Consider the following 24,790-nt stretch of genomic DNA (forward strand, 5'->3'; position numbering starts at 1 on the left):
TTAAAAGAAACCCTTTAACAGAAATGTTGAAGGGTTTTCTTCGTTTATGGCGGTTTGGTTTAAGGTTGAAAGTTTAGGATTTAACGTTTATGGCGCCACAGCCTACAATACTTTCGCAACCGTCATCCCATACAGTCCATTGTCCAGATTCGATGGCTGTTGGGTTTATTTTAGGTCCTTTTTTAGCATGATAGACCCTGAAATAAATTCAGGGTGACGGGTAGCTTGTTTTTATTTGTTCCCGCAGATTACGCTGATCGCCGCAGAGACCATTCCATNTCATCGGGATAGCGTACAGCAGGACAGGAACCAACCTATATGCACAACAACTGCGCTCCAAAAAAGTGATGAAATTTATTAGAATATTTAACGAATAGATTTAGCGTTCGGATGGCGCTGTTAGTTCCTGATACCAAATTGGTAAATCTGACCCGAATTATGCTTAATAATGTCCTGTATGGCCCTGATAATGTTTTCTGTATTCATTATTTTTAATAAAAAAGCAATTCCTATGAAAACAAGAAAATATGGGCAAATTTAGCCGTAAGTGATTTAACGAGGACAAAAAACTTTTATACAGCAATAGGTTTTAAACCAAACGGAAGTTCAAACGAATTAACCAGTTTTAAAGTTGGAGAAGATGATTTTATCATTCATTTCTTCTTAAAAGATATACTCAAATCTAACATTCATGGAGAATTGGTAGACCTTAAAACCGGTAATGAAGTTGTATTTACCCTATCTGCAGGCAGCAAAATAGATGTTGATGCCTGGGCAGTAGAAGTTGAAAAAGCGGAAGGGGAAATTGTTTCCCGGCCTGAAGAATTTGGCGAAGGTTATTATGGTTTTGTTTTCCGCGACCCTGACGGGCATAAGTTTAATGTATTTTATATGGAGGGATTGTAGACGGAATGAAGAAAATAGTATGATGAGCATGCCTAGTTTAAACATGTTCATCATACTTCAAATCTTATTTTATCCGTTTAATTCCTGCATTTCGGCTTCCGATAGTTGAATGTTTGCTGCCTTGATATTTTCTTCCAGATGCGCAATGCTACTGGTCCCTGGTATTAAAAGAATATTGTCTGCATGATGCAGTAACCATGCTAATGCCAATTGATGCATGGTAACGTGCTTGCGTTCGGCCATATCTTTAAGTTTTTCTTCTAACTGCGTCATTCCGCCACCAATGGGAAACCATGGAATAAAAGCGATATTTTGTGCTTTGCAATATTCTAATACTGATTCCCATTGACGATCGAACACGCTGTAGCGGTTTTGAACCGAAACAACTTCAAAATGCTGCTGGGCAAGCTTAATGTCTTCAACAGAAACCTCTGATAGACCCAGGTGTTTGATTTTTCCCTGTTGTTGTGCCTTAGCTAAAAAATCGAAGGTAATTTCTGCAGGCACCTTAGGGTCGATGCGGTGCAACTGATAAAGCGCTATCTGTTCCAGTTTCAGTCGTCGTAAACTGCCGTCTAGGGCATCCTGTAGATGCTGTGGACTGGCATCGTTATTAATATCTGCCCATGGCCCAAAACGCACCAGGCCACCTTTGGTACCAACTATAACATTGTTTTTATAAGGATGTAAAGCTTCGGCAATAAGCTGCTCCGAAACAAATGGGCCATATTGGTCGGCTGTATCTATAAAGTTTACACCCAATTCTACTGCTCTTTGTAAAACCTCTATGGAGTTCTGTGGGTTTTCTGGCATGCCCCAGATCTGAGGACCTGTAATGCGCATGGCGCCATAACCCATCCGGTTAATTTCCAGATCGCCTCCCAATAAAAAAGTCTTTTTAACGCTTGATGTTTCCATGATAAATATTTTATGGAAACAAAGTTATGCTGAAAAGGCTTTTGATTTAAAGACGTTTCAAAGCATTATTTATACTTTTCAAAGTTTTTTCGATAATCAGATGGGGGAACACCAGCATATTTTTTGAAAAAACGATTAAAATAGCTTTGATATTCAAACCCAAGTCCAAAGGCAATATCTGCCACACTGTAATCAGTATAAGTTAATAGTGATTTGGCTTCTGCAAAAAGACGTTCACTGATATGCGTGGTAGTTGATTTACCTGTCGCTTTTTGAACAGCCATGTTTAAGTGGTTTACATGTACGGCTATACGATCGGCATAATCGGATGGTTTTTTTAGTGTAATGGGCTGCAAAGGCATATCAACTGGAAATTGCAACTTAATAAGGCGTATAAAATCGGCAGCAACACGCGATATGCCATGCTCTGTTAAGGTTTCCAGTCGCCGCATTTGTATGGCCTCATGGAAGATCAGGCTAAGGTGACTTCTGAATAATTCATCTTTATCTGCATAATCCATGTCCGATTCAGCGCGCATGCGTACAAAAAGTTGCTTCAGGAATTGTTCTGTAGAAACGTCTGGAAAATAAACGGGCGATTGCTGTGCTGTAAATAAACGGTCGGCTATGCCCGATAATGTTGTGTTTGTACGGATAAATTCATCATTAAAAACACAAAAATAACCCTCCGTTGGGATTATTCTTTCAGGAACATCCCAGGTGTATGGAACAATCGGATTGGTAAAAACAAGCACTGGCCGGTCGATATCAATTGCCGGCAATGAACCATAACGAAGGCTGCAGGGAGGGCCTTCTGTTACCAGGCTGATTTTGTAAAAATCTCTGCGGGTATAAGATTCGAGCGTGCATTTGCCTTCGTTAATACCGGCTATCTTAAACTGCCCTCCTGTTCTCTTTAACGTTCCTGATATCATCCTTTAAGTTTATACAATTCAAATATAAGCTTAATTCAAAGATAAAAAATACGTTAACTGCTCAATTTTATCCGCAATTATAGGTTTTAACCTGAAAATGGTGGTGCATTCGTATTTTTTTTCCTTACTGCCTAAAATTATTTTAAATGATGTTCAGTGAGTTACGTATTTGCCTTATAAATTGTTGCCCAGGATGATGATAAACAAAATATTTGCCTATATTTGCAATCCCGAAAGGGAAAGAGGTTCTAACTTTAAAGAAGAACAAAAGGAGTGGTAGTTCAGCTGGTTAGAATGCCTGCCTGTCACGCAGGAGGTCGCGGGTTCGAGTCCCGTCCATTCCGCAACAAAAGCCTTAACTTGAAAAAGTTGAGGCTTTTTTGTTTTCGCCGGGTTTCATATTCTGACCCAATTTTTGCTTCAGGTAAAATTTTCAGGTTCCATCCATCACATTTTTAAGCTATTCTATCACATTTATTCAAAACAGCCTTTTTGCTGAGGTATATTGCTGTGCGTTTAAATGATAACACACAAACTCTTAAAAAATGAAATTATATTTATTTCTTCTGCTCTTTGGCCTAAGTATAAAACTATTCGGACAAACTGTTCCTGATACTAGCCGTCAATCAGACTTTGCCATGGAAAACGTTACGTTTACCAGTGCCGGGGTATTGCTTGAAGGTACGGTGTTTAAGCCTAAACATTTTTATGCTGCAGTAGTTCTTGTTCATGGCTCCGGACAGGAAACCAGAATGGTAGAGTTTGCATCGCTCCTGGCAAAAAACGGCATCGCCGTATTAACCTACGATAAACGCGGTGTCGGGAAATCAGGAGGGGTATATGCCGGCCCTGAAGTGGGCACCAATAATATCGATTCTCTTAACCTGCAGTTACTGGCTTCGGATGCAAAAGCGGCCTCAAACATATTATCAGCGCATTTGTCTAACAACCGTGTGCCGCTTGGTTTCATGGGTTTTAGTCAGGCTGGATGGATAATTCCTTTGGCTGCAAAAAAAAATAGAATGGTAAAGTTTATGGTTTTGTTTAGTGGTCCTGTGGTTACCACTCTCGAGCAGCTGCGTTTTCAGTTTTATACAAATGGGAATACTAAATTTTGGGATACACATACAGAAGCTGATGCCCGTAAACATATCAGCAATGATGCAGACCGGTATCAGTTTGTTGCAACAGATCCATTTGATGCCCTCTCGCGGCTTTCCATCCCAGGTCTTTGGCTTTTTGGAGGAAAGGATATTCAGATTCCGGTAAGTTTATCAACAGAAAGGCTCGATGTGCTTAAAACCAAAGGTCTAGCTTATCAATATCAGCTATTTCCTGAATTGGGGCATAATACGGCTTTTTCCCAATCACCAATACCAACCAATTTTGCTCTCCAATGGATTGAAAACATTGGTACAGATAAAAAAAAGAAATAACGAAGTAATAAAGCCCTAACTTTTACAAGCTAAGGCTTTATTATTTATAAAATTTGGTTTAATGATTGAAATATTCTAAAAATCGGTTGCCTGGGTGCGCAAAGCAGCAAACTGGTCAAATGTCAATTTTGGGTGTTTATCCATAAAAAGGAAATGGGTTTTGGTATTTCCCCTTAAATATAATGCCGATTGATCCTGTATCGAAGTATAAAGCTCATCACTTGTTGAATAAATATCGGCACTTGCATTCCCTTTTAAAACAATCTGGAGGTATTTGGTTGATAAAACACCCTCTGTTTTAACTATTACATTTTCGTCGGCTTCTATCCTGTAGAGGTCGTTTACATAAATGGTAAGCTTTGCGGGCGCTTTACTGGTACCGGTAATTTTCAACGATTCGCCCTGTTGTATAACTTTAACGTCGCCTTCATTATTATCGTTGTAAGTAATACCTGAATTAATCCTTTGGATTAACGTTACTTCGATATTTCCCTTTATGGAAATTTTCCTGAAAGGCAAAACTTTGCTGGTTTTTACAGGTTTCTCTTCTGTTGCATGTGCTGGTACTGCAGCAATAGCAGTTAATACTAAAATGCTGGCAAAAGCCATTGCAATTTGATTTTTGATGCGGAATTTCATGGTATTTTTCATTTAATGGTTATTACTAAATTGTGGGCGATAATTGAACTTAGGTTTTCTTTGTAAGTTATAACGTTTAACTCCCTATATGCCAAGGCAGTGCCAGATCTTGAGTAAGATTATAATTATCTGTTATTCAGTGTTTTAATTTGTTTTAGAATAAAATAAGTGTTCATTATCGAACAGTTAGCTGTGCGGGAGCGAACAGGAGATTCATTACTCATTCAAAAAAATAGTGATAGATCAACCTTTACTGAGTGGATAATTGTATTGTATTTTTTATAAATTGAGATGCTGTTTATCTGCTGTATATTTAACTTACGATCTTAATGCATACCATTTTACCTTTTTTGCTTGCCATGGTGGCCATCATTGTGCTATTAAACATGTGGGCTACTAAACTCAAAATTGCCTATCCTATCCTTTTGGTTATTGGTGGATTACTTATCAGCTTTATTCCGGGTTTGCCGGTAGTAAAAATCGACCCCAACCTGATTTTTTTTATATTTCTGCCTCCATTATTATACGAAGCCGCCTGGACGATCTCTTTCAAAGAGATGAAAAAATGGTGGCGCATTATCGGAAGTTTTGCTTTTTTAGTGGTTTTTTTTACCGCACTTTCAGTTGCGCTGGTTACCAATTATCTTATTCCAGGCTTTACTATTGCGATAGGCTTTTTACTCGGTGGGATTGTATCTCCACCTGATGCAGTAAGTACCGCGGCGATTACCAAATTTGTAAAAATCCCGAAATCTACTTCAGCCATCCTTGAGGGCGAAAGTTTGTTAAATGATGCTTCCTCATTGATTATTTTTCGCTTTGCACTGGTAGCGGTTGGCACTGGTCAGTTTATCTGGCAGAATGCTGCTACAAGTTTTTTGTGGATGGTAGTGGGCGGTGCAGGCATTGGTTTGTTGCTGGGCTGGATATTTGTTCAGGTACATAAATATTTACCAACTGATGCCCCTTCTGATACGGTACTCACCGTTATCGAACCTTATTTTATGTACTGGATTGCCGAACAGGTGCATAGCTCGGGGGTGCTGGCCGTGGTAAGCGGAGGCCTGTTTATGTCGGCCAGGAGATTGGTTTTTTTAAGCAGTACCAGTCGCATCAGGGCATTTAGTGTGTGGGAAAGTTTCATATTTATTCTAAACGGTGTGGTGTTTTTAATTATCGGTCTCGAACTTCCCGAAATCAGGGATGGATTACGCTCACAGGGTATTCCTTTAAGTACGGCCATCGGTTATGGCGTGCTGGTTACGGGGGTGTTGATCGGGGCACGTATCATCAGCTCTTATGCAGCTATGTTCGCTACATTGATTTTCAGGCCCGGTGTAGCACCAGCTGCTCGTTCGAACAGGGTAAGGATGACGATGCCTTTATTACTCGGCTGGACCGGCATGCGTGGGGTGGTATCCTTAGCGGCCGCATTGGCCATTCCACTTACCCTAGATAACGGAAAAGCTTTTCCACAGCGTGATCTGATCCTGTTTATCACATTTGTGGTCATCCTGCTCACGCTTTTGGTACAGGGTCTCACCTTACCAGGCATTATCAAACGCACAGGGGCTTTTGGTCGGTTTATGGATCCAAAGGTTGAAGAAGAGCTGAAACTTCAAATGAAACGCGACCTAAAACAGCACAGCTATCAGTTCCTTAAAAATAAATATGATAACGAATTAAAAGGGCATGCAGGCATGGAAAAGTTATTAAGGCACTGGGAAGAAAAATCGAAGGCGAGTGATGACAGCTGGATGAACGAGCAGGCTAAAACCATTTTTATCGAGATGCTCGAAAGTCAGCGGGCCTACCTTACCGAGCTGAATAAAGATCCGGCCTTTGATGAGGAGATCATCCGCCATCAGTTATACCAGATCGATTTAGAAGAAGAAAGATTGAGGATGATTTAGGTGAAGTTTAACCTTCGTAATATGCTTATTGTAGCGTTTCAACTAGCTTTATCGTTTTCATTAAAAATCAGATAAACAATGAAAAAAATATTACTTAGCGCATTTATTGCAGCAGCGTTGATCGGCTGTAAGAAGAAGAATGATACCGATAAAGAACCCGAAAAAACTTGTACAACAGAATTTGCAATGGTATCGGTAAAATTTACTGATAAAAGTGGTGCCGGGGCTGAAATAAAAGATATTACTGTAATTAACCAGCGTACCGGCGAAAAAATACAGGCCAGCGCAAATGCATTTGTAGATATGGTAAGAGGCGGTTACATCGTGGCTGATGATCACAACAGGCCGGGCCTATCCGAAAGTGGCGACGATTTAAAGGTAACAGCTACCTCTGTGAGCACCAATCAAACAAAATCTGCAACAATTAAGGTAAGTGGTGGTAAGAGTGTCTGCCATATCAATAAAATATCCGGGCCGGACCAGATTGCTTTTGATTAATATTTATTTTAAGAGCAATTTTAAAATATTATATAATCCCTCAACTAAATCGGTTGGGGGATTTTTCTTTTCTAATTACATCATTTTTGAGAAGACTTATTAATCAGTGCATCCTGTAAAACATTTTGGATTTATAGTTGGTTTTTTATAAAACAAATGTTTAGTTTAGCTAAACAAAAATCAACCTTATTAAACAAAACATTCCAAAAATCATCATGAAAAAAATTAAGACATCCCTGTTACCCGGCCTCGTTCTTTTTATGGCCTTATTTACCATGTACTGCAAGCGGCCTGAAGCAGAACTGGCTTCGTTCGACAAAAACTTAGATTCGAAATCTGTAGTAAGTGCTGCTTCTACAAAAGCAAAAAAAGTATTGTTTATTGGTATTGATGGTTGCGTATGGAAAGCCATTACTACCCAAAATGCGCCCAACCTTAAAGCCCTGATGAACCAATCGTACACCAGTACCAATGCTTTGGCCGAAATACCTACCTGGTCGGCAAATGGCTGGTCGGCCTTGTTTACCGGTGTTGGTGTAGCCAAGCACAAAGCTTCCGACAATGGTTTTTCAGTAGCCGATTTTGTAAATTATCCATCCTTTTTCAGGCAAATTAAAACCAGTTTGCCCGCTTTACGTACTGCTTCAATTGTAACATGGTCGCCCATTAATGATAATATTGTGGCTACGCAGGATGTAACCTTTAAATATAACAGCGAAACTGATAACGAAACAGAAACGAAGATTCTTCAGGAGGTAACAACCAACAACAGCGATGTTTCATTTTGCCATTTCGATGATGTAGACCATGCCGGCCATGCCAGCAATTACAGAACCACCACGCAGATGTACATGGATTCGGTTAGGGCTGTTGATGCCCGCGTTGGCAGAATATTAACTGCCATAAAAGCCAGGCCAACTTATAACAACGAAGACTGGCTGATTGTGGTAGCTACCGATCATGGTGGCGATGCAAGCCATGGAGGTTCGAGTTATCTTGAACGGAACGCATTTATCGTTTTAAACAACAGCGCCATTCCGCAACAACAGGTTAATACGGCGCCAACCACTTCAACTGAATCGGTACCAAACAACATTTCGACAGTCGATTTTAAAACCAATGTTTACGGGCAATTGCCGGTACTCAGCAACTTTAACATAGGGGCAACGGGTAGTTTTACCATCGAGTTTAGGGTACGGGCCACAAGCGCTAGCAGCGATCCGGTAATAATTGGTAATAAAAGCTGGGCAAGTGGTTATAATAAAGGCATAATTATCTCCAACAACAGCGGCACAATTAAGGCCAATTTTGGCGATGGAACCAACAGGCTTGATATTAGCGGAGTAGACCTCACCAATCAGCTTTGGCACCAGGTGGCTGTTGTGGTTAACCGCAGCACGCAAAAAGCAACGTTATACGACGGAGGAATACAGGTAGCCCAGGGCGATATTTCTGCCGTAGGCGATATGGAAAGCGGCACTACCTTTAAAATCGGGCAGGATGGTACCGCAAATTACAATCCGTATTTTACAGGAAATATAGCCGAAATCAGGTTATTTAAGTCGGCACTGCCTGCAACCAGCATCAGCAATTATAGTTTTACGGGTTTAAACTCATCACACCCACAAAATGCCGATCTGATATTGTATACCAAAGGAGATGAAACTTCTGGTGCGGTTTATAACGGCAGTTTGGTTACTCCGAAAATCGATATCCTGACCAAAAACAGCGCAGCCATTACCCGTAGCAGTTTGAGCACGGCTATTTTTTACCGTAAAACGATCGATTATCATGGTGCACCTTATTTATATGATGTGGCACCTACTATTTTAAAATTCCTTGGGATAAGTGCGCCTGGCAACTACGATGGCCATGCACTTGTTAATTTTTAAACCAACACCATTCATATATATTCAAAAAAAAAGCTGTACCCTCATTTGAGTGGTACAGCTTCATTATAAATAGGCTCCGAGAAATTGTTTAATCCAGCAATGTCCAGGTTTTTCTGGCCTGCACCTGTTGCACCACCTGCTGCTCTGCAACCACAATGTTTTCTTTGCGTTGGCCAATGTATTCCAGCCCGCTTAACTTATTCCACAGGGCTACCAATACATTCATAAACTCACTTGCCATTACCATACTGTTATTAATCTGTTTATGATCGTAAACCAGTTCGATGGTTTTAGCCAAAAGTTCTTCAAAATTACCCGGGGTAACATCTTTCCACTCGTAAAAATATTTCAGCAATTCTTCCCTTTCACGTGGATCAATCAGTTTAATTGCGGTAAAAAAGATATGTGCCAGGCTCGAGAAATAGCCCACTAAAACCACCGGCGATTCGCGGTGCGCAATATTTCTGTATTCGTAAAATAAACCTGCAATATAATCCACAATCTTCTCCGAAATCAAGCGGATGTTTTTCCCTAATGGGGTAATATTGTCGCGGCCACCCGTTTTATCAATAATTTTAAATGCCGCCAATTGTAAATCATTCAATAAAACACTGAAAGATTCGTAATACCTGATTAATGCAGGATGACTTGTGATGGTTGAACTCGGTGGTATATAACTGTTGTTGATTGATAACCTGCCATTTTCGTAATAAACCTGCCCGATGGTTAAGAAATAACTATCTGCCGTTTGCGAACCTACTTCACTCTCTGGTAAAACGGCGATAGAATAGCTTTTGGCAAGTTCAGGGTAACGGATCGGGTTTTCTTCAGGATTTGGGGTACCAGCAGGTACGCGGTTAAACGGACTTACCACCAATAAAATTACGTAATTACGCGGCTCAGATTGACCAAAATAGTGGTTATGTACCAGCGTATCCATATTATCCGATTGTACAATATCAATGTGGCAGCCTTCAGGGGTAATGGCATTACAGTATCTTACCCTTACCTCGATATGGTTGGTTGCTTTTTCGATAATTTCGATATCGTGCGAACTTTTATAGCCTGCAAAAGGTGGTAAAAATCCGTAATTGCTGTTGTTTAAATGTAGAGAGGCGGCATCGCGAACAAAGTCCTGCAAATAGAGATCACTTAATGTAAAATGATCGCTTGAAAGCTTCATGCCATTAATCCAGTTAATGGATTTATATTTTAGCGGCTTTATCATGGTAGATGTTTTTAATTATAGATTAGATAAAGATAGCACTTTCTCCAACTTCATTTGGCTTGTTTACGTTTTCTGATACCCGTTTAGCGTAAATTGTCATTTTTTCGGTGATGCCGTTTTCGATGATGTCGAGATCCGGATCGATGAAAATATTGCGTTTAAAGAAGGATGTTTTAATAAAGAAAATCCACTTATAATTCTCCATATCGTCGCTCCTGAATTCTACCGGACTTTTGGCAAACTTTAAATTATAATCATCGATAAACTTGTGGAACCAGATACCGAAGTTCATGTTTTCTACCGCTTTTACCTTTACTTTTAAAGGTTCCGGATCGCTGCTTTTTTTGTAAAGCTCCAGTTCCAGTACCAATAAACGGTTAAAATCTACATGGTCCATGTTAATGTCCAGTGGTGTATCAGGATACCTCCAGATTTTATAAATTTCTGATGGAATGCCCAATAAGGCAACATACGCCCACCAGAAAATAAGGGGTACAAAGAAACAGGCTATGCTGCCCGCGCCAAACCAGCCAAAGTTTACCGAGCTTAACCAGTTAAAGGCCAGCTGAAACAAATAAACCGATAAAATGGCCGAAACTAAAGTGGCAAAAAAGATAAATACTTTGCGCTCCAGTACATCCTTAGGATAGTATTTTGTTAACAGGTAAACGAAAACCGTACCCGTTAAAAGGTAAAAAATACAGCAGATAATGTAACCCCAGGGCATAAAATTAAAGTTCAGGAAGCCTAAGAAACCCGGAAGCGCTAAAATAATACCGATGAGCAGAACACTTACGATAAGTCGTTTGTTGTTAAGAAACTGGTTCTTTTTGTTGATGATAGAAAGCACCGCTGTTGATACCATGAAGATCAGCGGAAATAAGAGAAAGCGGATAAAAAATGATTGAACGTCCATTAAATTTTATAGATGATGTACTACAAATATAGTATCTTTAGTATTTGATTATAATCCTATTTTTTTACGGTAACATAAATTTAACCTATAACAAATAAGCAAGCTTAAAGTTTAAATGAAAAAAGAAACTTTGATTAATAACGAACTCTTTACAGATTATAAGGCTGTTGCACATGCGGCCGACCTTATCGAACGCAAAATAATTGATGCCGATAGGATCGAAATTATTCCGCTGGGCCCTGATAAACGTGCTTTTGCGAAAGATATTGAGAATACCACCGCTTATTATTCGGAAAAAAGAAGGCAAGAACGGATCCGCATCAGTACCAATCGCGAAGGCTTGTATGATATGTTGCCTGAAGGGCTTTTCCACCGTCCGCCAACCGGCAGTGCAGGTATGGACGAGGAATCGATGATCAAGGATATCAGGGATAGGAGAGAGGAGGAAAAAGACGCCAGGTTATTTTTTACCCCTTTTGATGCCGAAATTAATTATGTAAGGATTATGACCGAGCTATATGAAAATATGCTCGATAAAAAAACAACCTATTCCGATTTAAGCCAGATTTTTGAGTTTGGCTGGGATGAATTTAATTTACTCAACAAAGAACAAAGCATCATCTGGATGCACCTGCTCCCCGAAATCCAGCAAAAAAGAAACGATATCGATTTTGTATCCAAAGTACTTACTGCGTTATTTAACCTGCCACTAAACATTGTTAATGCCACAGCCAATATCCCACCAGTAAAAATTGCCGAAGATATGCAGATGCAGCTGGGCGGAAGCGCATTAGGCATTGATACCATTATCGGCGATAGTTTTACACCCGAAAACGAGGCTTATAACATTAATATTGGGCCAACTTCGCCACAGGAACTGATTAAATTTATCCCCGGACAAAAAAACAGGGCCATTTTGGATATGGCCATCAGCTATTTAATGCCGGTTGATGCAGAAGTAAATGTAGAACTCCTCACCGCACCCGATTATCAGGAAACAGTTTTGAGTGAGGATGGCGAAAGTGCTTATCTGGGTTATACGGTGTATCTTTAGTAAAATGCCAACCTGAAAAAAGTCGTCATTGCGAGGCACGAAGCAATCTTACAACGATCGTTATCCTTTCAATACCGTCATTTCGAGCGGAGTGCAGCGAAGTCGAGAAATCTATCTAGAGGTAGATCTCTCCACTCCGCGATGCTCCGGTCGAGATGATGATGTTATTAAGAAGTTCGATTACACCAGATCCAGAAGGTCGTCATTGCTGAGGCACGAAGCAATCTTAAAACGATCGCTAGATATGAAATTGATTAATCCCAACCCATAGTAGTAAGATTGCTTCGTCGTTCCTCCTCGCAATGACGAGCCTTTTTATTAAACCGCCCTATACAACGCCGGTTTTAACAATATCCTGTAATGCACGTTCATCGTACTCCTTAAGTTTAATTTTGCCAAAGTTAAACTCAGTAATTCTTCCCAATCCTGTGTACTCAGGTTAAGTTGATCTGCAGGTTCAATCAAAATATCTGTTGTTTTAATAAAGCCCGCATTTGGTTTATTGTCCATAATCAAACCTTTGGCCAGGGTAATGCCTTTTAATTTATTGCCCAGTTCGTAACGGCAAAAGTTAATTACATCAGCTTTCGTAATAATCCTGTCGGCAGTGGTTAAGCCATATTTATAAGCCTGCACGCGGTTAGTTGCATTCAATCGCGACCGGCCGCCCTTTGTTGGGCTCAATAAAAAGATGCTCTCGGCATTTACCCTGTTATTATCATATACCACTAAGCGGCTGCCGGCATTAATGTGGTTGGCTTCCTCTGCCTGTGTAACCCAGATATCCAGAAATAAAATATCAGCATCATCAATCGGTTTTAATACAATATAACTTGGCAGTTCTTTAATATCTTTTAATGCCGAACGGCTTTTTTGTTCAATCAGCGCAATATTCTGCTCCAGGTTTTTAAGGATGGTGCTTAAAAAATCAGGGCCGTATGCAGTAAAGGCTGCCTTTTCATCGCGTAATAATTCAAAAAGATAATCTACCAGCTCTTTGGCGTTTCTGGTATCGAAACGTTCCGTACCACCGTACCGGATAGAAAAAGAACCATCGCCTTTTTCATTCTCATTGGTATAGGGAATTTCGTTATAACTTTTTCCCTTGTTATCCTTCAGGTTTTCTACGGCAAGCATCTGGTCCAGCGCTTCCGTTTTAATCGGGACAATATTGTTCATCGTTTTAAGCCGGTGTTTAATCTGGCTTAACCGTTTATTTACAACCGGGAACGCATTGATATAAATATGAAGCTCGTTCAACATTTCCTGGTTTATGGCCGCCGGTAAAATTACTTTAAGCCATTTTACCGAATGATCAATCTGGTTTAAAACCGCGGGTTGAAACAAATTGGCAAACTCAGATGGCAATTCTCTACTTTCGTTGATATTAAAATCGTTAAGGTCGCCCAGGGTGATAAACCTGTTGCTGTAAAACTGTAAAACATCTGCTTTAATCAGATTAAGCAATTGTTTATGCTGAAACGGTGCCTGTACTTTACCACTTAAAGGTTCGTCCATAAAACGTTCGGTATAAGCGGCGAGTTCGTTGTTTTTGTAGAACCATTTGCCCAGCGAAAGCAGGTCGTAAGTGTTTTCGGGCACCGAATAATTTTTCCAGTCGAAAAATAAATTCAGTTTATTAAAATCCATCCAGTCTTTAATACCACTAAAACCAATATATATCGTGTTTTTCTCTGTCGAAGTGCCAGGGAGGGTGTTGTGGAGAGGCTGTTTGCCTAATTGTTCTACAGTAAAGAGCGTATTTCCGGTTACAATGTATTTTACAGAAGCATTATTCACTTTAACAGTATGCAGCGGACTAAAAAATATATCAGTCTTTTTTGTTTTATCGTTTTCCTGCGGGATATTTTTCTTAAACGCAAACTGCGAATATGGCGAGAGGTAATCTTCCTGCTCAATCGGTCTGGCATGCATAATGGCATGGGCAGGTAAAGATGATGTTAAATGATCGGGGGCTAAAATACGGCTGATCTTGTCAAAGATCCTGTTCTCTAAATTTTTAACATCATTGGCTACATTAAAAAGCTCATTACTTAATGCCTCAATAATTAATCTAACGAGTGGATCGAAGTCGTTACTGTCTTTAATATTCCAGAAATCTTCGGCATTTTTTAAAATTCTATTGCGGATTTCATCTTTCGATGAGTAAAAAACTGGTTTCATGTGTAGAATATTTGGGGCGTTTTAGATTAGGTTGATAAGGGGCTGAGGAATAATGCGGTATTAAAAAAATATTTTTCACCTGTGGTTTTTATCAGTGCCCTTACACTGATATCTACCTTTTTTTTGATCTCGGTAATCTTACGCAAGGGATATACATTTTCTACTTCCGTAATGCGTACTTCCACCGAAGTATTATAGATCCTGAACTCATAATCGGTAATGGATTTAAGCAGCGATTTGCGGAATTTTTCCTCCCAGATGCTTTCACTCACGATTAATTCGAAATCAAGGTCCCATATCTCGCAGCCAAAATCGTTGTGGAACCGGTGCTCCCCATAGCGGGTAAAAATAATCAGTTCTATGTGGTTCGAAATCGATTTTCCGAGGTCAGTTGGTTGAAGCCCAGTGCCCGAGAAAAGCGACTTAAATCTGAAGGGTTTGTTGTAAAAATTTTCAGACATAAACGGTTTGGCTTAAAGTTTGTTAAAAGTAAAAGAAATAAAATCGTTTTAATAACCAAACAACAAATATTAAAAATTGTTATAGTACAATGTTAATTTGAAAAAGTTTGAGTGATTTTGTGCGGAAGAGACATCAGATTAATACAATAACTAATGCTATGTGAAACTGTTAATGCTCTATGAAACCTATTAATGCCATCGAAATCAGGACCGCTTATACAAGGTTTATCTTAAACTTTGTGTTCCTAACGCTTTTCTCCATTCTCTGTATTTATCTCTTTTTTGCCGCATCCGATTATGAGTATACCCTGCTCGATAAAAAAGTAAAGGAAACCGAAAAACTATCTTATTTACGGAAAGACATCAATACCAATTTCGACCTTATCCTTGTCCGTTTTAAAGAACTTGCCCAGTACCGCGATTATAATGCCAACGAAATGAGCAAGCAGAGTATCCTTTTAGGCGATATCCAAAGCGCCAACAACAGGATTAAAGACCTTATTTCCAAAAAAACGCAAAACAGTCCAAGTTTTGATCTCTACGCCAAAATAAACAACAATGTTGGTGCAATGGCCGATCTGCAGGATTCGCTTATTAAATCAAGGGGTGATATCCAAAGGTATAAAGAACAGATAAACGATTGCCACCGCGCAAACCAGGCTACAGCAACCAAAATCAGGAACGGACGTTTCGGCCGATAATTAAACGATTATGATAAAGTTAAGTATAAAAGAAAGACGCGAACAATTCTTGTTTTTTATAGCGCTGTTTATTTTTACTGTTGGGCTTTTAAGCTTTGGCATTTTTTATAGCGATAAATCGCGCTATGAGATTTCTAAAGAAGAACTTGAGGTAAAAATCAGCGAAAATGAAACATTCGAAAGCATGGTGAAAGAAACTTCGCCTACAATAGATACCACTTACAAACAAATTACCCGTTATAACCCAAATGTACAGGCCGTTTTTTTGAAAAACGATATACAGAATTCATTAGGCTCTATCAGGGCTGCGTTTGACCGTAAAGCGTCAGACTCGCGCTATAAAATATTTGTTCAAACGGCTCAGCTGTACGACAGGTTATTTTATGATAGACAGGAACAGAACAGAAACATTACAGATATTGAATTGCATAAACGACAATTGGACGATTGTATTCTCAACAGGCGACAATTGCAGCAAACCATATCTGCCAGATAAATATCCCAAAAACAACCTATAAAAAACGCTACCTATGTCTGACACAAACACCAAGCAAGTTAATTCAAATTCGCAAGGCTATGTTATCCTCTACATCCTATTAGCTGTATTGCTCTTAACAGGTCTAATTTTCTTATTTAAAAGTTCATTGTTCGAAAAAAGAGCAATTGATGCGCGAATTTTAAAAGATGAAATTTATTTAAACGAAAGTCTGGTTTTTACCGATAATACCCCAAAAGCTACCAAATGGTTATGGGAATTCGGAAATGGCGAAAAAGCCACCACTAAAACCGGCTCTTACCACTACACAAAACCCGATACTTACATTGTGCGCTTAACCGTTGATGGCGAACTCCGTCAGGAATTTCCCATTACTGTACGCGATACCGTTCACACCGCTGTTGTAGATAGTGTGCTAACCATTAGCGGCCCTACAGCCGGTTTGGTTAATGAAGAGATCAGGTTAGAAGGAGACGGGGAAGGAAAAGATTTCGAATGGTCGTTCGGCGAAACCGGCCGTGTAGATGTTAAAGGAAAAACAGCTTTATACACTTATCGTGCCCCGGGAAAATACGTGGTGCGCCTGCGCTCGGATAAAAGCCGTAAACCAGCTTTCTTAAACATTCTGATCACCGATCCTAATGCCGAAATCGTTGAGGATATTGTTGCTCCTGGTGATGGCGAGCGCAAAACCATCGATGATATCAGGGCCCGCTTACAGGCCATTGCCAATGGTGCCGATTTTAATTCCAACTATTATTATCTCGTTAACAAATACATGTGCGGTAACGAAAAAGTAACGGTGAATGTAGAAATGAACGGTAAGAAAAAGCAAACCGATATTTATTCGTACTGCATGGGGCTCACCTTTGGTGGCGAAATAGCCGTTGATGAGGCACAGCTTACCATCAAGCCTAATTCTACCTGTGCCAGTTTACTAAACATTAAACAACATTCAGGTACGGCCCAGCCTGCGGCAACAAATGCTGATGCAACAGCTAAAACCAGATAAATTAACAGCTCACCTAATTTTAAAGCTCATCTACAGATTATGAAAAAATACTATGCCTTAACCCTCCTTTTTATAGGAATATCGTTTGCCTATGCACAGTCGCCGGCATCCTTTGGCAAAAAAGTAAAATACATGCCTAAATCTTACGAAAGGCCTTCAGAAAGTATAAACGTAATGGACAATACCAGCAGCAGTAGTTTGCCATGGATTGTTTTTTCCGACCGCGAAGATAATTATACTACTACAGCGCCTGGAGGAAGCCTGATTATGAAAAAAATCAGCTTTATGGAGCCTTTCTATGTTTCGAAAGAAGAAAATGGTTACCTCAAACTGATTAAATACAAGGCAGGAATGATCAGGGGCAGGAAAATCAACGATAAAAAAAGTGCCATCAGTTATGGTTGGATCGCAAAATCCAAACTGCTTTTATGGCAACGTGCTTTCTCTAATCAAAAAACCGGTTATGCAGAAAAAGCCATCGGTATTGTAAACGGGAAAAATGCCTTAACCGAACCAAAATTTTATTTCGATACAACGGATTCCATCTTAGTATATAATACACCCGAACTTAAAGACAGACGTACCAAAGTTAGGTTGCATGAAATTGCCTACATCTATAAAAAATCAGAAGACGGCAAAAAATACCTCATCGGTTCTGACGACCAGTTGGTTGCCGATACGGCTTTAAAAAGCATTTATGGTTGGGTTTCTGCCGAAGCGGTACACAGCTGGGGCGACCGTTTATACATCACCTCGGTTAAACCCGGCGATTACGATAAAGATGATTCAACCTCAACAGTGATTAAAAGTGGTATTGATAAGGGTACAACTTTCGTGGTAGATCCATTATTACCAAGGGAAAACCTGATTTTAAGAAGTGTGCCGGTTGTTTCAAACGACGAAGGAGGCAATACAATAGGTATCGCTACAGATGTTTACAATAAAAAAGACAATAAAATATTAACCATTAATGGTTCGGCACTTTCTTATCAGGATTACCTGAACCTCCGCAAAAATAAAACAAAGGTAAATGTTGTTTTTGTAGTGGATGGGGGTAGCCCGATGACCAAGTATTTTTCTGGAATGACCAATACCATTGCTTCTTTTGAAAACATAATGGGCGATTTTGGTAAAGGAACAAAAGTAAACTTTGGAGGCGTGGTATATCGTGGCGAGAACGGTTGTGCTTTGAAAGGTATTTTTGTGAGTCCGATCCAGAATGATTACAGACAATTGATGACTTTCTTGTCAAACCAGGCCAAAAATACCGTTAGGTGTAATGGTGAAGTAAGCGAAGAGCCTGTTTTTCAGGCAATAAAAACCGGATTAGGTTTGTTTAAAGCAAAAAAGAACGAAACCAATTTAATTATTTTGGTTGGGAGCACCGGAAATACAGGTGGAACCAACAATTACCTGATTAACGAATTGAGTGAGCAGGTAGCACAGGCAGATGCACGTATTTTAGCCTTGCAGGTATATAGCGATTTCAATCAGTCGTTTAACGATTTTGTAATCCAATCTCGTAAACTTGTTTCAGAATCAGCTATCCGCTCTGCCGAATACCGTAAAAATACGATGGTAAAAGGTGAGGGTTTAAAAAGCTTCCAGCCTTATAACACCAGTTTACAGGATTCTATTTCTTACTATTTAGATTATCCTAAAAATAGTTTAATCCAGGGTGGGGTAGTTTTCCCGACTAAAGGTTCGGTAAACTCTAACCAGAGCATGACTATTGCCCTGCGTCGTTTTGTAAAAGAAACTAACTCTGATATCTATAACCAGATCAGCTCGTTGGATAGTGCTTTCCGTTTAACTGGTATATCGCGTAAAAACCTTACTGCCGATGTAGAAGGTTTATTGCCGGCGCCGGTTGGTGCAGAAGTTGCAGACCGCATGCCGCACAATGCCTTTAAATATTACAGCACTGCAAACCTATCGGCTGATGCCGTAAAAAATAACCGCTCTACCCTGCAGTATGCCATCGTTTTAAACAACATGGAGTACAAACAGATTGTAGATGTGTTTTCGATTATGCTCGGGCAGAATTTGCAGGCCGATCAGTCTTCTTTCAGGAGCAAGCTTGTTAAAAATTATGTTAAAATGCCAAAACAGATGCTGGGTATTAAAGAATCATCGGGCAACATTAAGCGTTTAACCCTGGCCAACTACATCAAATTGGTAACCGGTTTGCCTTTAAACAACGAATTTTTAGAAAAATATACTGTTGGCGATTTAAAGAACACTTCTAAAATGCCACTCGAAGAATTCGAAAACTATATTAAACTATTAAATCAGTCGGTTCAGCAAATTAAAAGGGCTGCGCAGATTGAGCAGCAGTTTATTTCGAATGGTAAAATATATTATTACATCACCGAAAATAATTTTAACCCGGCAGTGTTGCCTACAACCAACTAAGGCTTATGGCAGTTACAAATTTAAGCGAATCGGTAAAAACAGCCCTGCACATTGCACAGTCGCTGGCTAAAGAGTACAGGAACGAAGTGTTTTCTGCTGCCCACCTGCTCAAAGGCTTAATGCATAAAGATGTTGGCCTGCGCTCATTCATTACCTCCATTGGTAAGGATGAAGAATACATCAGCGAATGGGCTGAAGTGCGGATTGATGAACAGGCAAAATCGGCAAGTTATACCGATAACGTAAGCGGAGGACCAGAAATTGCAGTCATTTTTGAAGAAGCCGATAATGTTCGCATTAAGCTGGGATTGGATTTAATAACCCCGGTTTGTGTATTAACTGCACTGGCAAAACCAGGCATTGGTTTTCAAGCCGATCAGTTAAAATCATTCCCGATCAAAGAACGCGAAATTTTAGACCTTTATGTAAAGGACGAAGAAATTTCGAGGGTGGTTTCTCCTGATAAAACAACGTCGGGTGCCGAAAATAAAAGTACGGGCAATGCCTTATACAAATACTGTATCGACAGGCTGCAAACAGTACGCGATGGTAAAACCGACCCGATTATCGGTCGCGATAAAGAAACCAGGCAAATGATGGAAATCCTTTGCCGCCGTACCAAACCTAATGTGATCTTAACCGGTGATGCCGGTGTGGGTAAAACCGCTCTGGTTGATGGTTTCGCCATTGATATTGTAAACCAGAATGTACCCGAAAGTTTAAAACCTGTTCAGCTTTTTGAGCTCGATTTAGGCTCGCTAATCGCAGGTGCATCTTATAAGGGAGAAATAGAAGACCGTTTAAAAAACATCATCAAAGAAATCAAGCAGTTTGAAAAAGCAGTGTTGTTTATTGATGAAATCCATACATTATTGGATAGCAAAGGACCACTGGGTGCAGGTATTGGCAATTTATTAAAACCAGAGCTTGCCCGTGGAGAAATTACTGTAATCGGTGCTACGACCATTGATGAATACCGCAAAATTATAGAGCCTGAACAGGCATTTAGCAGGCGTTTCGAGGTATTGCAGGTAAATGAGCCAAATGAAGAAAGCACCATTAAGATGTTACAGAAACTGGCTGTAAAATACGAAGAACACCATACTTTAAGCATCGAGCCTGATGCTCTGGGCGAATGTGTACGTTTAGCTAAACGTTATATGAAAGACAGAAGGCTACCTGATTCTGCATTCGATTTGCTTGATCGCACCATGGCAGCCATGAAAATGATGAATGATACCTCCGATCAGGTAATCGAAAGTCTGGAAACCGATTTAGAAGCTTTAAATACCAATACGGAAAAATCAGAAGCAGAAAAGTTTGCCGATTATAAATGGCTTTTCTCTCTGCTTCAGAATAAATTAAGCCCCGTTCTGCTGGGCCGTTTAACCGATGAAACACAAACCGATGCTTTCGAAACTGCTGACGAATACCAGGGATACATCACCAACAGTTTACAAGAATTAAAAAAATACGCTGCGGAAAAAAGCGATCGCATTACGAAACAGGACATTGCCTCAATAGTGGCCTATAAAACAGGCATCCCGATGGGTAAACTGCAGGCCGGTGAAAAAGAAAAACTGCTCAACATGGAGCAGTACCTTAAAAAACGTGTGGTAGGGCAGGATCAGGCTTTAAAAGCTGTTTCTGACGCCATACTTGAGTCGCGTAGCGGGCTGAATAAAAAAGGGCAACCTATCGGATCATTCTTTTTACTGGGGCCAACCGGAACAGGTAAAACCGAACTGGCGAAATCAATTGCGGAGTTTTTGTTCAACGATGAAAAAGCGATGATCCGTTTTGATATGTCAGAATTTAAAGAGGAGCACAGTGCGGCTTTGCTTTATGGGGCGCCCCCAGGTTACGTAGGTTACGAGGAAGGTGGTTTGCTGGTGAACAAAATCAGGCAGCAGCCTTATTCGGTACTGCTTTTTGATGAAATTGAAAAAGCACATCCTTCCGTTTTCGATACATTTTTACAGATTCTGGATGAAGGGCACATGCACGACCGTTTGGGTAAAGAGGGCGATTTTAGTAACTCACTGATTCTTTTTACCTCAAATATTGGCAGCGAATGGATTGCCGAACAAATTGGTAAAGGTGTAATTCCTGCTTCAAACCAGTTGATGGAAGTAATGGCAGGGCATTTCCGCCCCGAATTTTTAGCCAGGATTTCTGAAATTGTTCCTTTTGCACCAATAAACGAAAGCAATGTGGTGCGCATTTTCGAAATCCAGTTAAGCAGTTTGGTACAATCGCTCAATAAAATGGGAATTGAGTTTGAAATTGCAGAAGATGCCAAAAAAATGATTGCCTTAGATGGTTTTACACCTAAATATGGTGCAAGGCAGTTATCAGCAGTAATCCGGAATTTATTACGCCGTCCGATCTCAAAATACATCATTTCAGGTGAGCTAAAAAAAGGATCGAAGATTGTGGTAAGCAAGCATCCTGATGAAGATAAACTTGAATGGAATATTATTCAGCCGGAAACCGCAACATTGGAACAAAAATTGAGTTAAAACGTTAACTATTATATTATTAGAACAAATTAATCGTAAACCTAAATCAACATACTATGTTTAACTATGAAATTGGTGGTAACGAGCGAAAAATTGACACCTCAGAAGCATTCGCAGAAATTGCCCACAACAAAACGCTTTTTGTACAGAAACTTACCGATAACGATCCGATAAAACCCGAAAAAGTTGAAGGATTAAAAACGGTGAAAGATGTATTCGAACATTATAAACCAAATGTGAAAGTAGCTTTCGAAAAGCAGGATGGATCTACTGTTGGCGAAACTTTAAACTTTAACGATCTGGGCGATTTTGGTGTGAAAAACATCATCAACCAAAGCAACTACCTTACCAACGTGAACATCGAAAGAGAAATGTCGCTTAACGTGATCAAACAGTTAAAATCGAACAAAACCTTAAAAGCCACGCTTGATGACGAAGAAACAAAGTCGGCCTTCATTAACGCTTTGAAAAACTTTGTTGACGAATTGGAGCAAAATAAATAATCTTAACGCCAAGAAAACATGTCAAATCCTCAAGAATTAAAAACCGACGAAAATACAGGCCAGGCAGGCTTTAAGCCAGCTGAAACCAAGATCCTTGAAAAAACATCACTTAAAGATAACCTCGAAAAACTGGCCCGTGTTGGCGGTTTTGATTTGCTCGAAGCCACAGTTGATGGCCTGCAGAATTTAAACCCTGAACGTAAAGCACGTAAACAGATCTTTTTAACCGGTGATGAGAAAAAGAAAGAACGTGAAGAGCTGAAAAAGAAAATCCAGCTATGGATCGATGTGCTCGAATCTTCTACTTCAGTGGCCGATATGGTAGAAAAAAGTACCGAAAAACTGAATGCTGCGGAAGAAAACCTGAATAAAAATATCGGTACTGCTTTAGAAAGTACCAGAGAACTGGAGCAGGCATACCGTTCGGTGCATTTATTCTATAAAAATACCGAGTCGGATAAACTTAAAAATGTGGTGCTGTTAAATGCATCAATGGATCAGATCAAAGATCTTGATAATCCGCGTTTTATAGAATATGTAGATGATGAGTTAAAACAAAATTACGACCGTTTGGATCTTCGTAATAACTATTCGTTAATGGTTGTGCCAGGTTACATGGGTTCCAATAAAGTGTTGGAAAGATGGGGTAAAATTGCCCACAACAACAAAGCCATGCTGGTAACCGATTTTGCCGATCTTGATCAACCGGATGATGTACTGGATTTATTTACCGCTGCAAATTTTACTGGTGGTGATGCATTCAGATCAAACGTAATCATGACCTGTAACTGGCTGGTTGGCCGTGGTAAAGTTGCCGAAGTTGGTGAAGAAGACGATTTAACTGTACCAGGATCAGCTGCTTTAGCCGGTAAAATGTATTACACCTTAATGTCTCAAGTTACTGCAGGTAAAAAACATGGTGCCATAAACGAAGTAGATGGTGTAAAATTCGATTTAAAGAAAAGCGAAATCTCCCATCTGGAAAGAGTGGGTTTGGTACCAATGGTTAACGAGTACGGTAAAGTAATGGCTTTCTCTGCCAAAACCTTATTTAACGGCGATAACATCGGTTTACAAACTTATTCGGTTGTACGTGTATTCGATTATATTACCAAAGTATTATTCGATTTCCTGAACAGAAGGGCTTTCGAAAACTGGACTTCTAAAACAGAGCAGGATTTGCGTGGTCAGATTGTTAAATTCCTGGATGGTATCCAGGGCGCTGACCGTTTAATCGAGAGATTTAAGATCATGCGTTTCGAAAGAGATGAGCAACAGAAAGACAGGATCCACCTGGATATCCACATCACACCATATTTCCCGGCTAAAAGTTTTGTAGTAAAACTGGATGGACACAAAGGTGAAGATGAAAGTACCACCTGGAGTTCAGAATATAATCAGCAATAATTTTTGATAGCTGAAAATAAAAACCCAACCTTAGCGTTGGGTTTTTTTATGGGTTATGCATAACACTTAACAAATTCTTTATAATTTTGTAATGCATCGGCCAGATCAGATTAATCAAAAAAAATGAAGCAAGTACTTCTCCTTAATGGAGATATTGAAAAAAACGCATCTACAAATTTCCTGATTAATGCCTATAAGGAAGGGGCAGAAAGTGTTGGCGCTACCGTTAGGGAGCTGGCCATTATCGATCTGATATTCAATTCGAACAAGCTGTTTAACAACAGGCAGATTGCCGAGCTGGAACCCGATCTGCAGAAAGCCCTAACTGCCATTAGGCAGAGTAACCATGTGGTGCTTTTTTGTCCCGTATATGTCGATCATATACCGGCAAAAATTAAAGGCTTTTTCGATCGCCTTTTTATGCCTGATCAGATTTTCACTACACAAAATCAAAATGTAAATAATAATTTTAGCGGTCGCTCCGCCAGGATTGTTTCAATTTTGGATGAAGCAACCTTTAAAGAGTGGAAGGCCAATAAAAAAACTACTTATTTATCCATTAAAAAAATAGTGTTTGAAAAATGCAGGATGAGCCCTGTATTAACCAATACCATTGGCGAACTGCATTCGCTCGAAAACCACTATAGCCAAAAATGGCTGGCCAAAATGGAAAAATTCGGCTCACAGCTCATTTAAAACTGCCATGGTTTGTGCGCCATGGTCTGTGTCTCCACCAATGCTATTAACTTAGTGT

At 39.8% G+C, this 24,790-nt stretch carries 21 protein-coding genes and 1 tRNA gene; 15 read left to right on the forward strand and 7 right to left on the reverse strand.

Annotation, left to right across the window (positions count from 1 at the left end; all coding sequences use genetic code 11):
* Positions 1 to 525: 525 nt before the first annotated feature.
* Positions 526 to 906 carry a VOC family protein gene (locus tag DRW42_RS27605; protein WP_113952091.1) on the forward strand — a complete coding sequence of 127 codons (381 nt, stop codon included), beginning with the start codon at positions 526 to 528 and terminating at the stop codon, positions 904 to 906.
* Between the two features lie 69 nt (positions 907 to 975).
* Here DRW42_RS27605 and DRW42_RS27610 read toward each other — a convergent pair whose 3' ends face one another.
* Together DRW42_RS27610 and DRW42_RS27615 are read right to left on the reverse strand one after the other, a co-directional pair.
* Positions 976 to 1,824, reverse strand: coding sequence for an aldo/keto reductase (locus tag DRW42_RS27610; protein WP_113952092.1), 849 nt, complete (start codon positions 1,822 to 1,824; stop codon positions 976 to 978).
* Positions 1,825 to 1,889: 65 nt separating this feature from the next.
* A complete protein-coding gene (locus tag DRW42_RS27615) occupies positions 1,890 to 2,759 on the reverse strand; it encodes a helix-turn-helix domain-containing protein (protein ID WP_113952093.1) in 870 nt (289 codons plus the stop codon).
* A 270-nt stretch (positions 2,760 to 3,029) separates the two neighbouring features.
* On the opposite strand from DRW42_RS27615, the gene DRW42_RS27620 reads away from it, so the two are divergent.
* Both DRW42_RS27620 and DRW42_RS27625 read left to right on the forward strand, forming a co-directional pair.
* Positions 3,030 to 3,103 (forward strand) — tRNA-Asp (locus DRW42_RS27620).
* 201 nt (positions 3,104 to 3,304) lie between these two features.
* Complete coding sequence (locus tag DRW42_RS27625; RefSeq protein ID WP_113952094.1) at positions 3,305 to 4,195, forward strand: alpha/beta hydrolase family protein; 891 nt, start codon at positions 3,305 to 3,307, stop codon at positions 4,193 to 4,195.
* 75 nt (positions 4,196 to 4,270) lie between these two features.
* Here DRW42_RS27625 and DRW42_RS27630 read toward each other — a convergent pair whose 3' ends face one another.
* On the reverse strand, positions 4,271 to 4,846 hold the full coding sequence (locus DRW42_RS27630; RefSeq protein ID WP_113952095.1) for a GIN domain-containing protein: 576 nt from the start codon (positions 4,844 to 4,846) through the stop codon (positions 4,271 to 4,273).
* A gap of 317 nt (positions 4,847 to 5,163) precedes the next feature.
* Here DRW42_RS27630 and DRW42_RS27635 point away from each other — a divergent pair, with 317 nt between their 5' ends.
* From DRW42_RS27635 to DRW42_RS27645, 3 genes are all read left to right on the forward strand, one after another.
* Positions 5,164 to 6,747 carry a Na+/H+ antiporter gene (locus DRW42_RS27635; RefSeq protein WP_113952096.1) on the forward strand — a complete coding sequence of 528 codons (1,584 nt, stop codon included), beginning with the start codon at positions 5,164 to 5,166 and terminating at the stop codon, positions 6,745 to 6,747.
* Between the two features lie 78 nt (positions 6,748 to 6,825).
* The gene (locus DRW42_RS27640; protein WP_113952097.1) at positions 6,826 to 7,245 is read left to right on the forward strand and encodes a hypothetical protein; all 420 of its coding nucleotides are present in this window, start codon (positions 6,826 to 6,828) and stop codon (positions 7,243 to 7,245) included.
* A 215-nt stretch (positions 7,246 to 7,460) separates the two neighbouring features.
* The gene (locus DRW42_RS27645) at positions 7,461 to 9,137 is read left to right on the forward strand and encodes an alkaline phosphatase family protein (RefSeq protein WP_113952098.1); all 1,677 of its coding nucleotides are present in this window, start codon (positions 7,461 to 7,463) and stop codon (positions 9,135 to 9,137) included.
* Positions 9,138 to 9,225: 88 nt separating this feature from the next.
* Here DRW42_RS27645 and DRW42_RS27650 read toward each other — a convergent pair whose 3' ends face one another.
* Both DRW42_RS27650 and DRW42_RS27655 read right to left on the reverse strand, forming a co-directional pair.
* Positions 9,226 to 10,365 carry a hypothetical protein gene (locus DRW42_RS27650; protein WP_113952099.1) on the reverse strand — a complete coding sequence of 380 codons (1,140 nt, stop codon included), beginning with the start codon at positions 10,363 to 10,365 and terminating at the stop codon, positions 9,226 to 9,228.
* A gap of 22 nt (positions 10,366 to 10,387) precedes the next feature.
* Entirely contained in the window at positions 10,388 to 11,281 is an 894-nt protein-coding gene (locus DRW42_RS27655; RefSeq protein WP_113952100.1) for a TssN family type VI secretion system protein, read from the reverse strand.
* Between the two features lie 115 nt (positions 11,282 to 11,396).
* Between DRW42_RS27655 and DRW42_RS27660 the strand changes: the two genes are divergently transcribed.
* Complete coding sequence (locus tag DRW42_RS27660; RefSeq protein WP_113952101.1) at positions 11,397 to 12,335, forward strand: type VI secretion system baseplate subunit TssG; 939 nt, start codon at positions 11,397 to 11,399, stop codon at positions 12,333 to 12,335.
* Between the two features lie 318 nt (positions 12,336 to 12,653).
* Here DRW42_RS27660 and DRW42_RS27665 read toward each other — a convergent pair whose 3' ends face one another.
* Positions 12,654 to 14,519, reverse strand: coding sequence for a type VI secretion system baseplate subunit TssF (locus DRW42_RS27665; RefSeq protein WP_113952102.1), 1,866 nt, complete (start codon positions 14,517 to 14,519; stop codon positions 12,654 to 12,656).
* Between the two features lie 26 nt (positions 14,520 to 14,545).
* The gene (locus DRW42_RS27670) at positions 14,546 to 14,980 is read right to left on the reverse strand and encodes a GPW/gp25 family protein (RefSeq protein ID WP_113952103.1); all 435 of its coding nucleotides are present in this window, start codon (positions 14,978 to 14,980) and stop codon (positions 14,546 to 14,548) included.
* A 179-nt stretch (positions 14,981 to 15,159) separates the two neighbouring features.
* Between DRW42_RS27670 and DRW42_RS27675 the strand changes: the two genes are divergently transcribed.
* From DRW42_RS27675 to DRW42_RS27710, 8 genes are all read left to right on the forward strand, one after another.
* Positions 15,160 to 15,681, forward strand: a complete 522-nt coding sequence (locus tag DRW42_RS27675) for a type VI secretion system TssO (protein WP_113952104.1) — start codon at positions 15,160 to 15,162, stop codon at positions 15,679 to 15,681.
* A gap of 10 nt (positions 15,682 to 15,691) precedes the next feature.
* Complete coding sequence (gene tssO, locus DRW42_RS27680) at positions 15,692 to 16,177, forward strand: type VI secretion system TssO (protein WP_113952105.1); 486 nt, start codon at positions 15,692 to 15,694, stop codon at positions 16,175 to 16,177.
* Positions 16,178 to 16,211: 34 nt separating this feature from the next.
* Complete coding sequence (locus DRW42_RS27685; protein ID WP_113952106.1) at positions 16,212 to 17,189, forward strand: PKD domain-containing protein; 978 nt, start codon at positions 16,212 to 16,214, stop codon at positions 17,187 to 17,189.
* A gap of 39 nt (positions 17,190 to 17,228) precedes the next feature.
* Positions 17,229 to 19,604, forward strand: coding sequence for a type VI secretion system protein TssR domain-containing protein (gene tssR, locus DRW42_RS27690; RefSeq protein ID WP_113952107.1), 2,376 nt, complete (start codon positions 17,229 to 17,231; stop codon positions 19,602 to 19,604).
* 5 nt (positions 19,605 to 19,609) lie between these two features.
* Positions 19,610 to 22,126: an ATP-dependent Clp protease ATP-binding subunit gene (locus tag DRW42_RS27695; RefSeq protein WP_113952108.1), complete on the forward strand. Its 2,517-nt coding sequence runs from the start codon at positions 19,610 to 19,612 to the stop codon at positions 22,124 to 22,126.
* A 56-nt stretch (positions 22,127 to 22,182) separates the two neighbouring features.
* On the forward strand, positions 22,183 to 22,629 hold the full coding sequence (locus tag DRW42_RS27700; protein ID WP_113952109.1) for a hypothetical protein: 447 nt from the start codon (positions 22,183 to 22,185) through the stop codon (positions 22,627 to 22,629).
* An 18-nt stretch (positions 22,630 to 22,647) separates the two neighbouring features.
* Positions 22,648 to 24,036 (forward strand): DUF5458 family protein, encoded by a 1,389-nt coding sequence (locus DRW42_RS27705; protein ID WP_113952110.1) that lies wholly within the window; start codon positions 22,648 to 22,650, stop codon positions 24,034 to 24,036.
* A gap of 123 nt (positions 24,037 to 24,159) precedes the next feature.
* Positions 24,160 to 24,732, forward strand: a complete 573-nt coding sequence (locus DRW42_RS27710) for an NAD(P)H-dependent oxidoreductase (protein ID WP_113952111.1) — start codon at positions 24,160 to 24,162, stop codon at positions 24,730 to 24,732.
* Positions 24,733 to 24,790 lie beyond the last annotated feature (58 nt).

The sequence above is a fragment of the Pedobacter miscanthi genome, assembly GCF_003315595.1.
In the GTDB taxonomy this organism is placed as follows: domain Bacteria; phylum Bacteroidota; class Bacteroidia; order Sphingobacteriales; family Sphingobacteriaceae; genus Pedobacter; species Pedobacter miscanthi.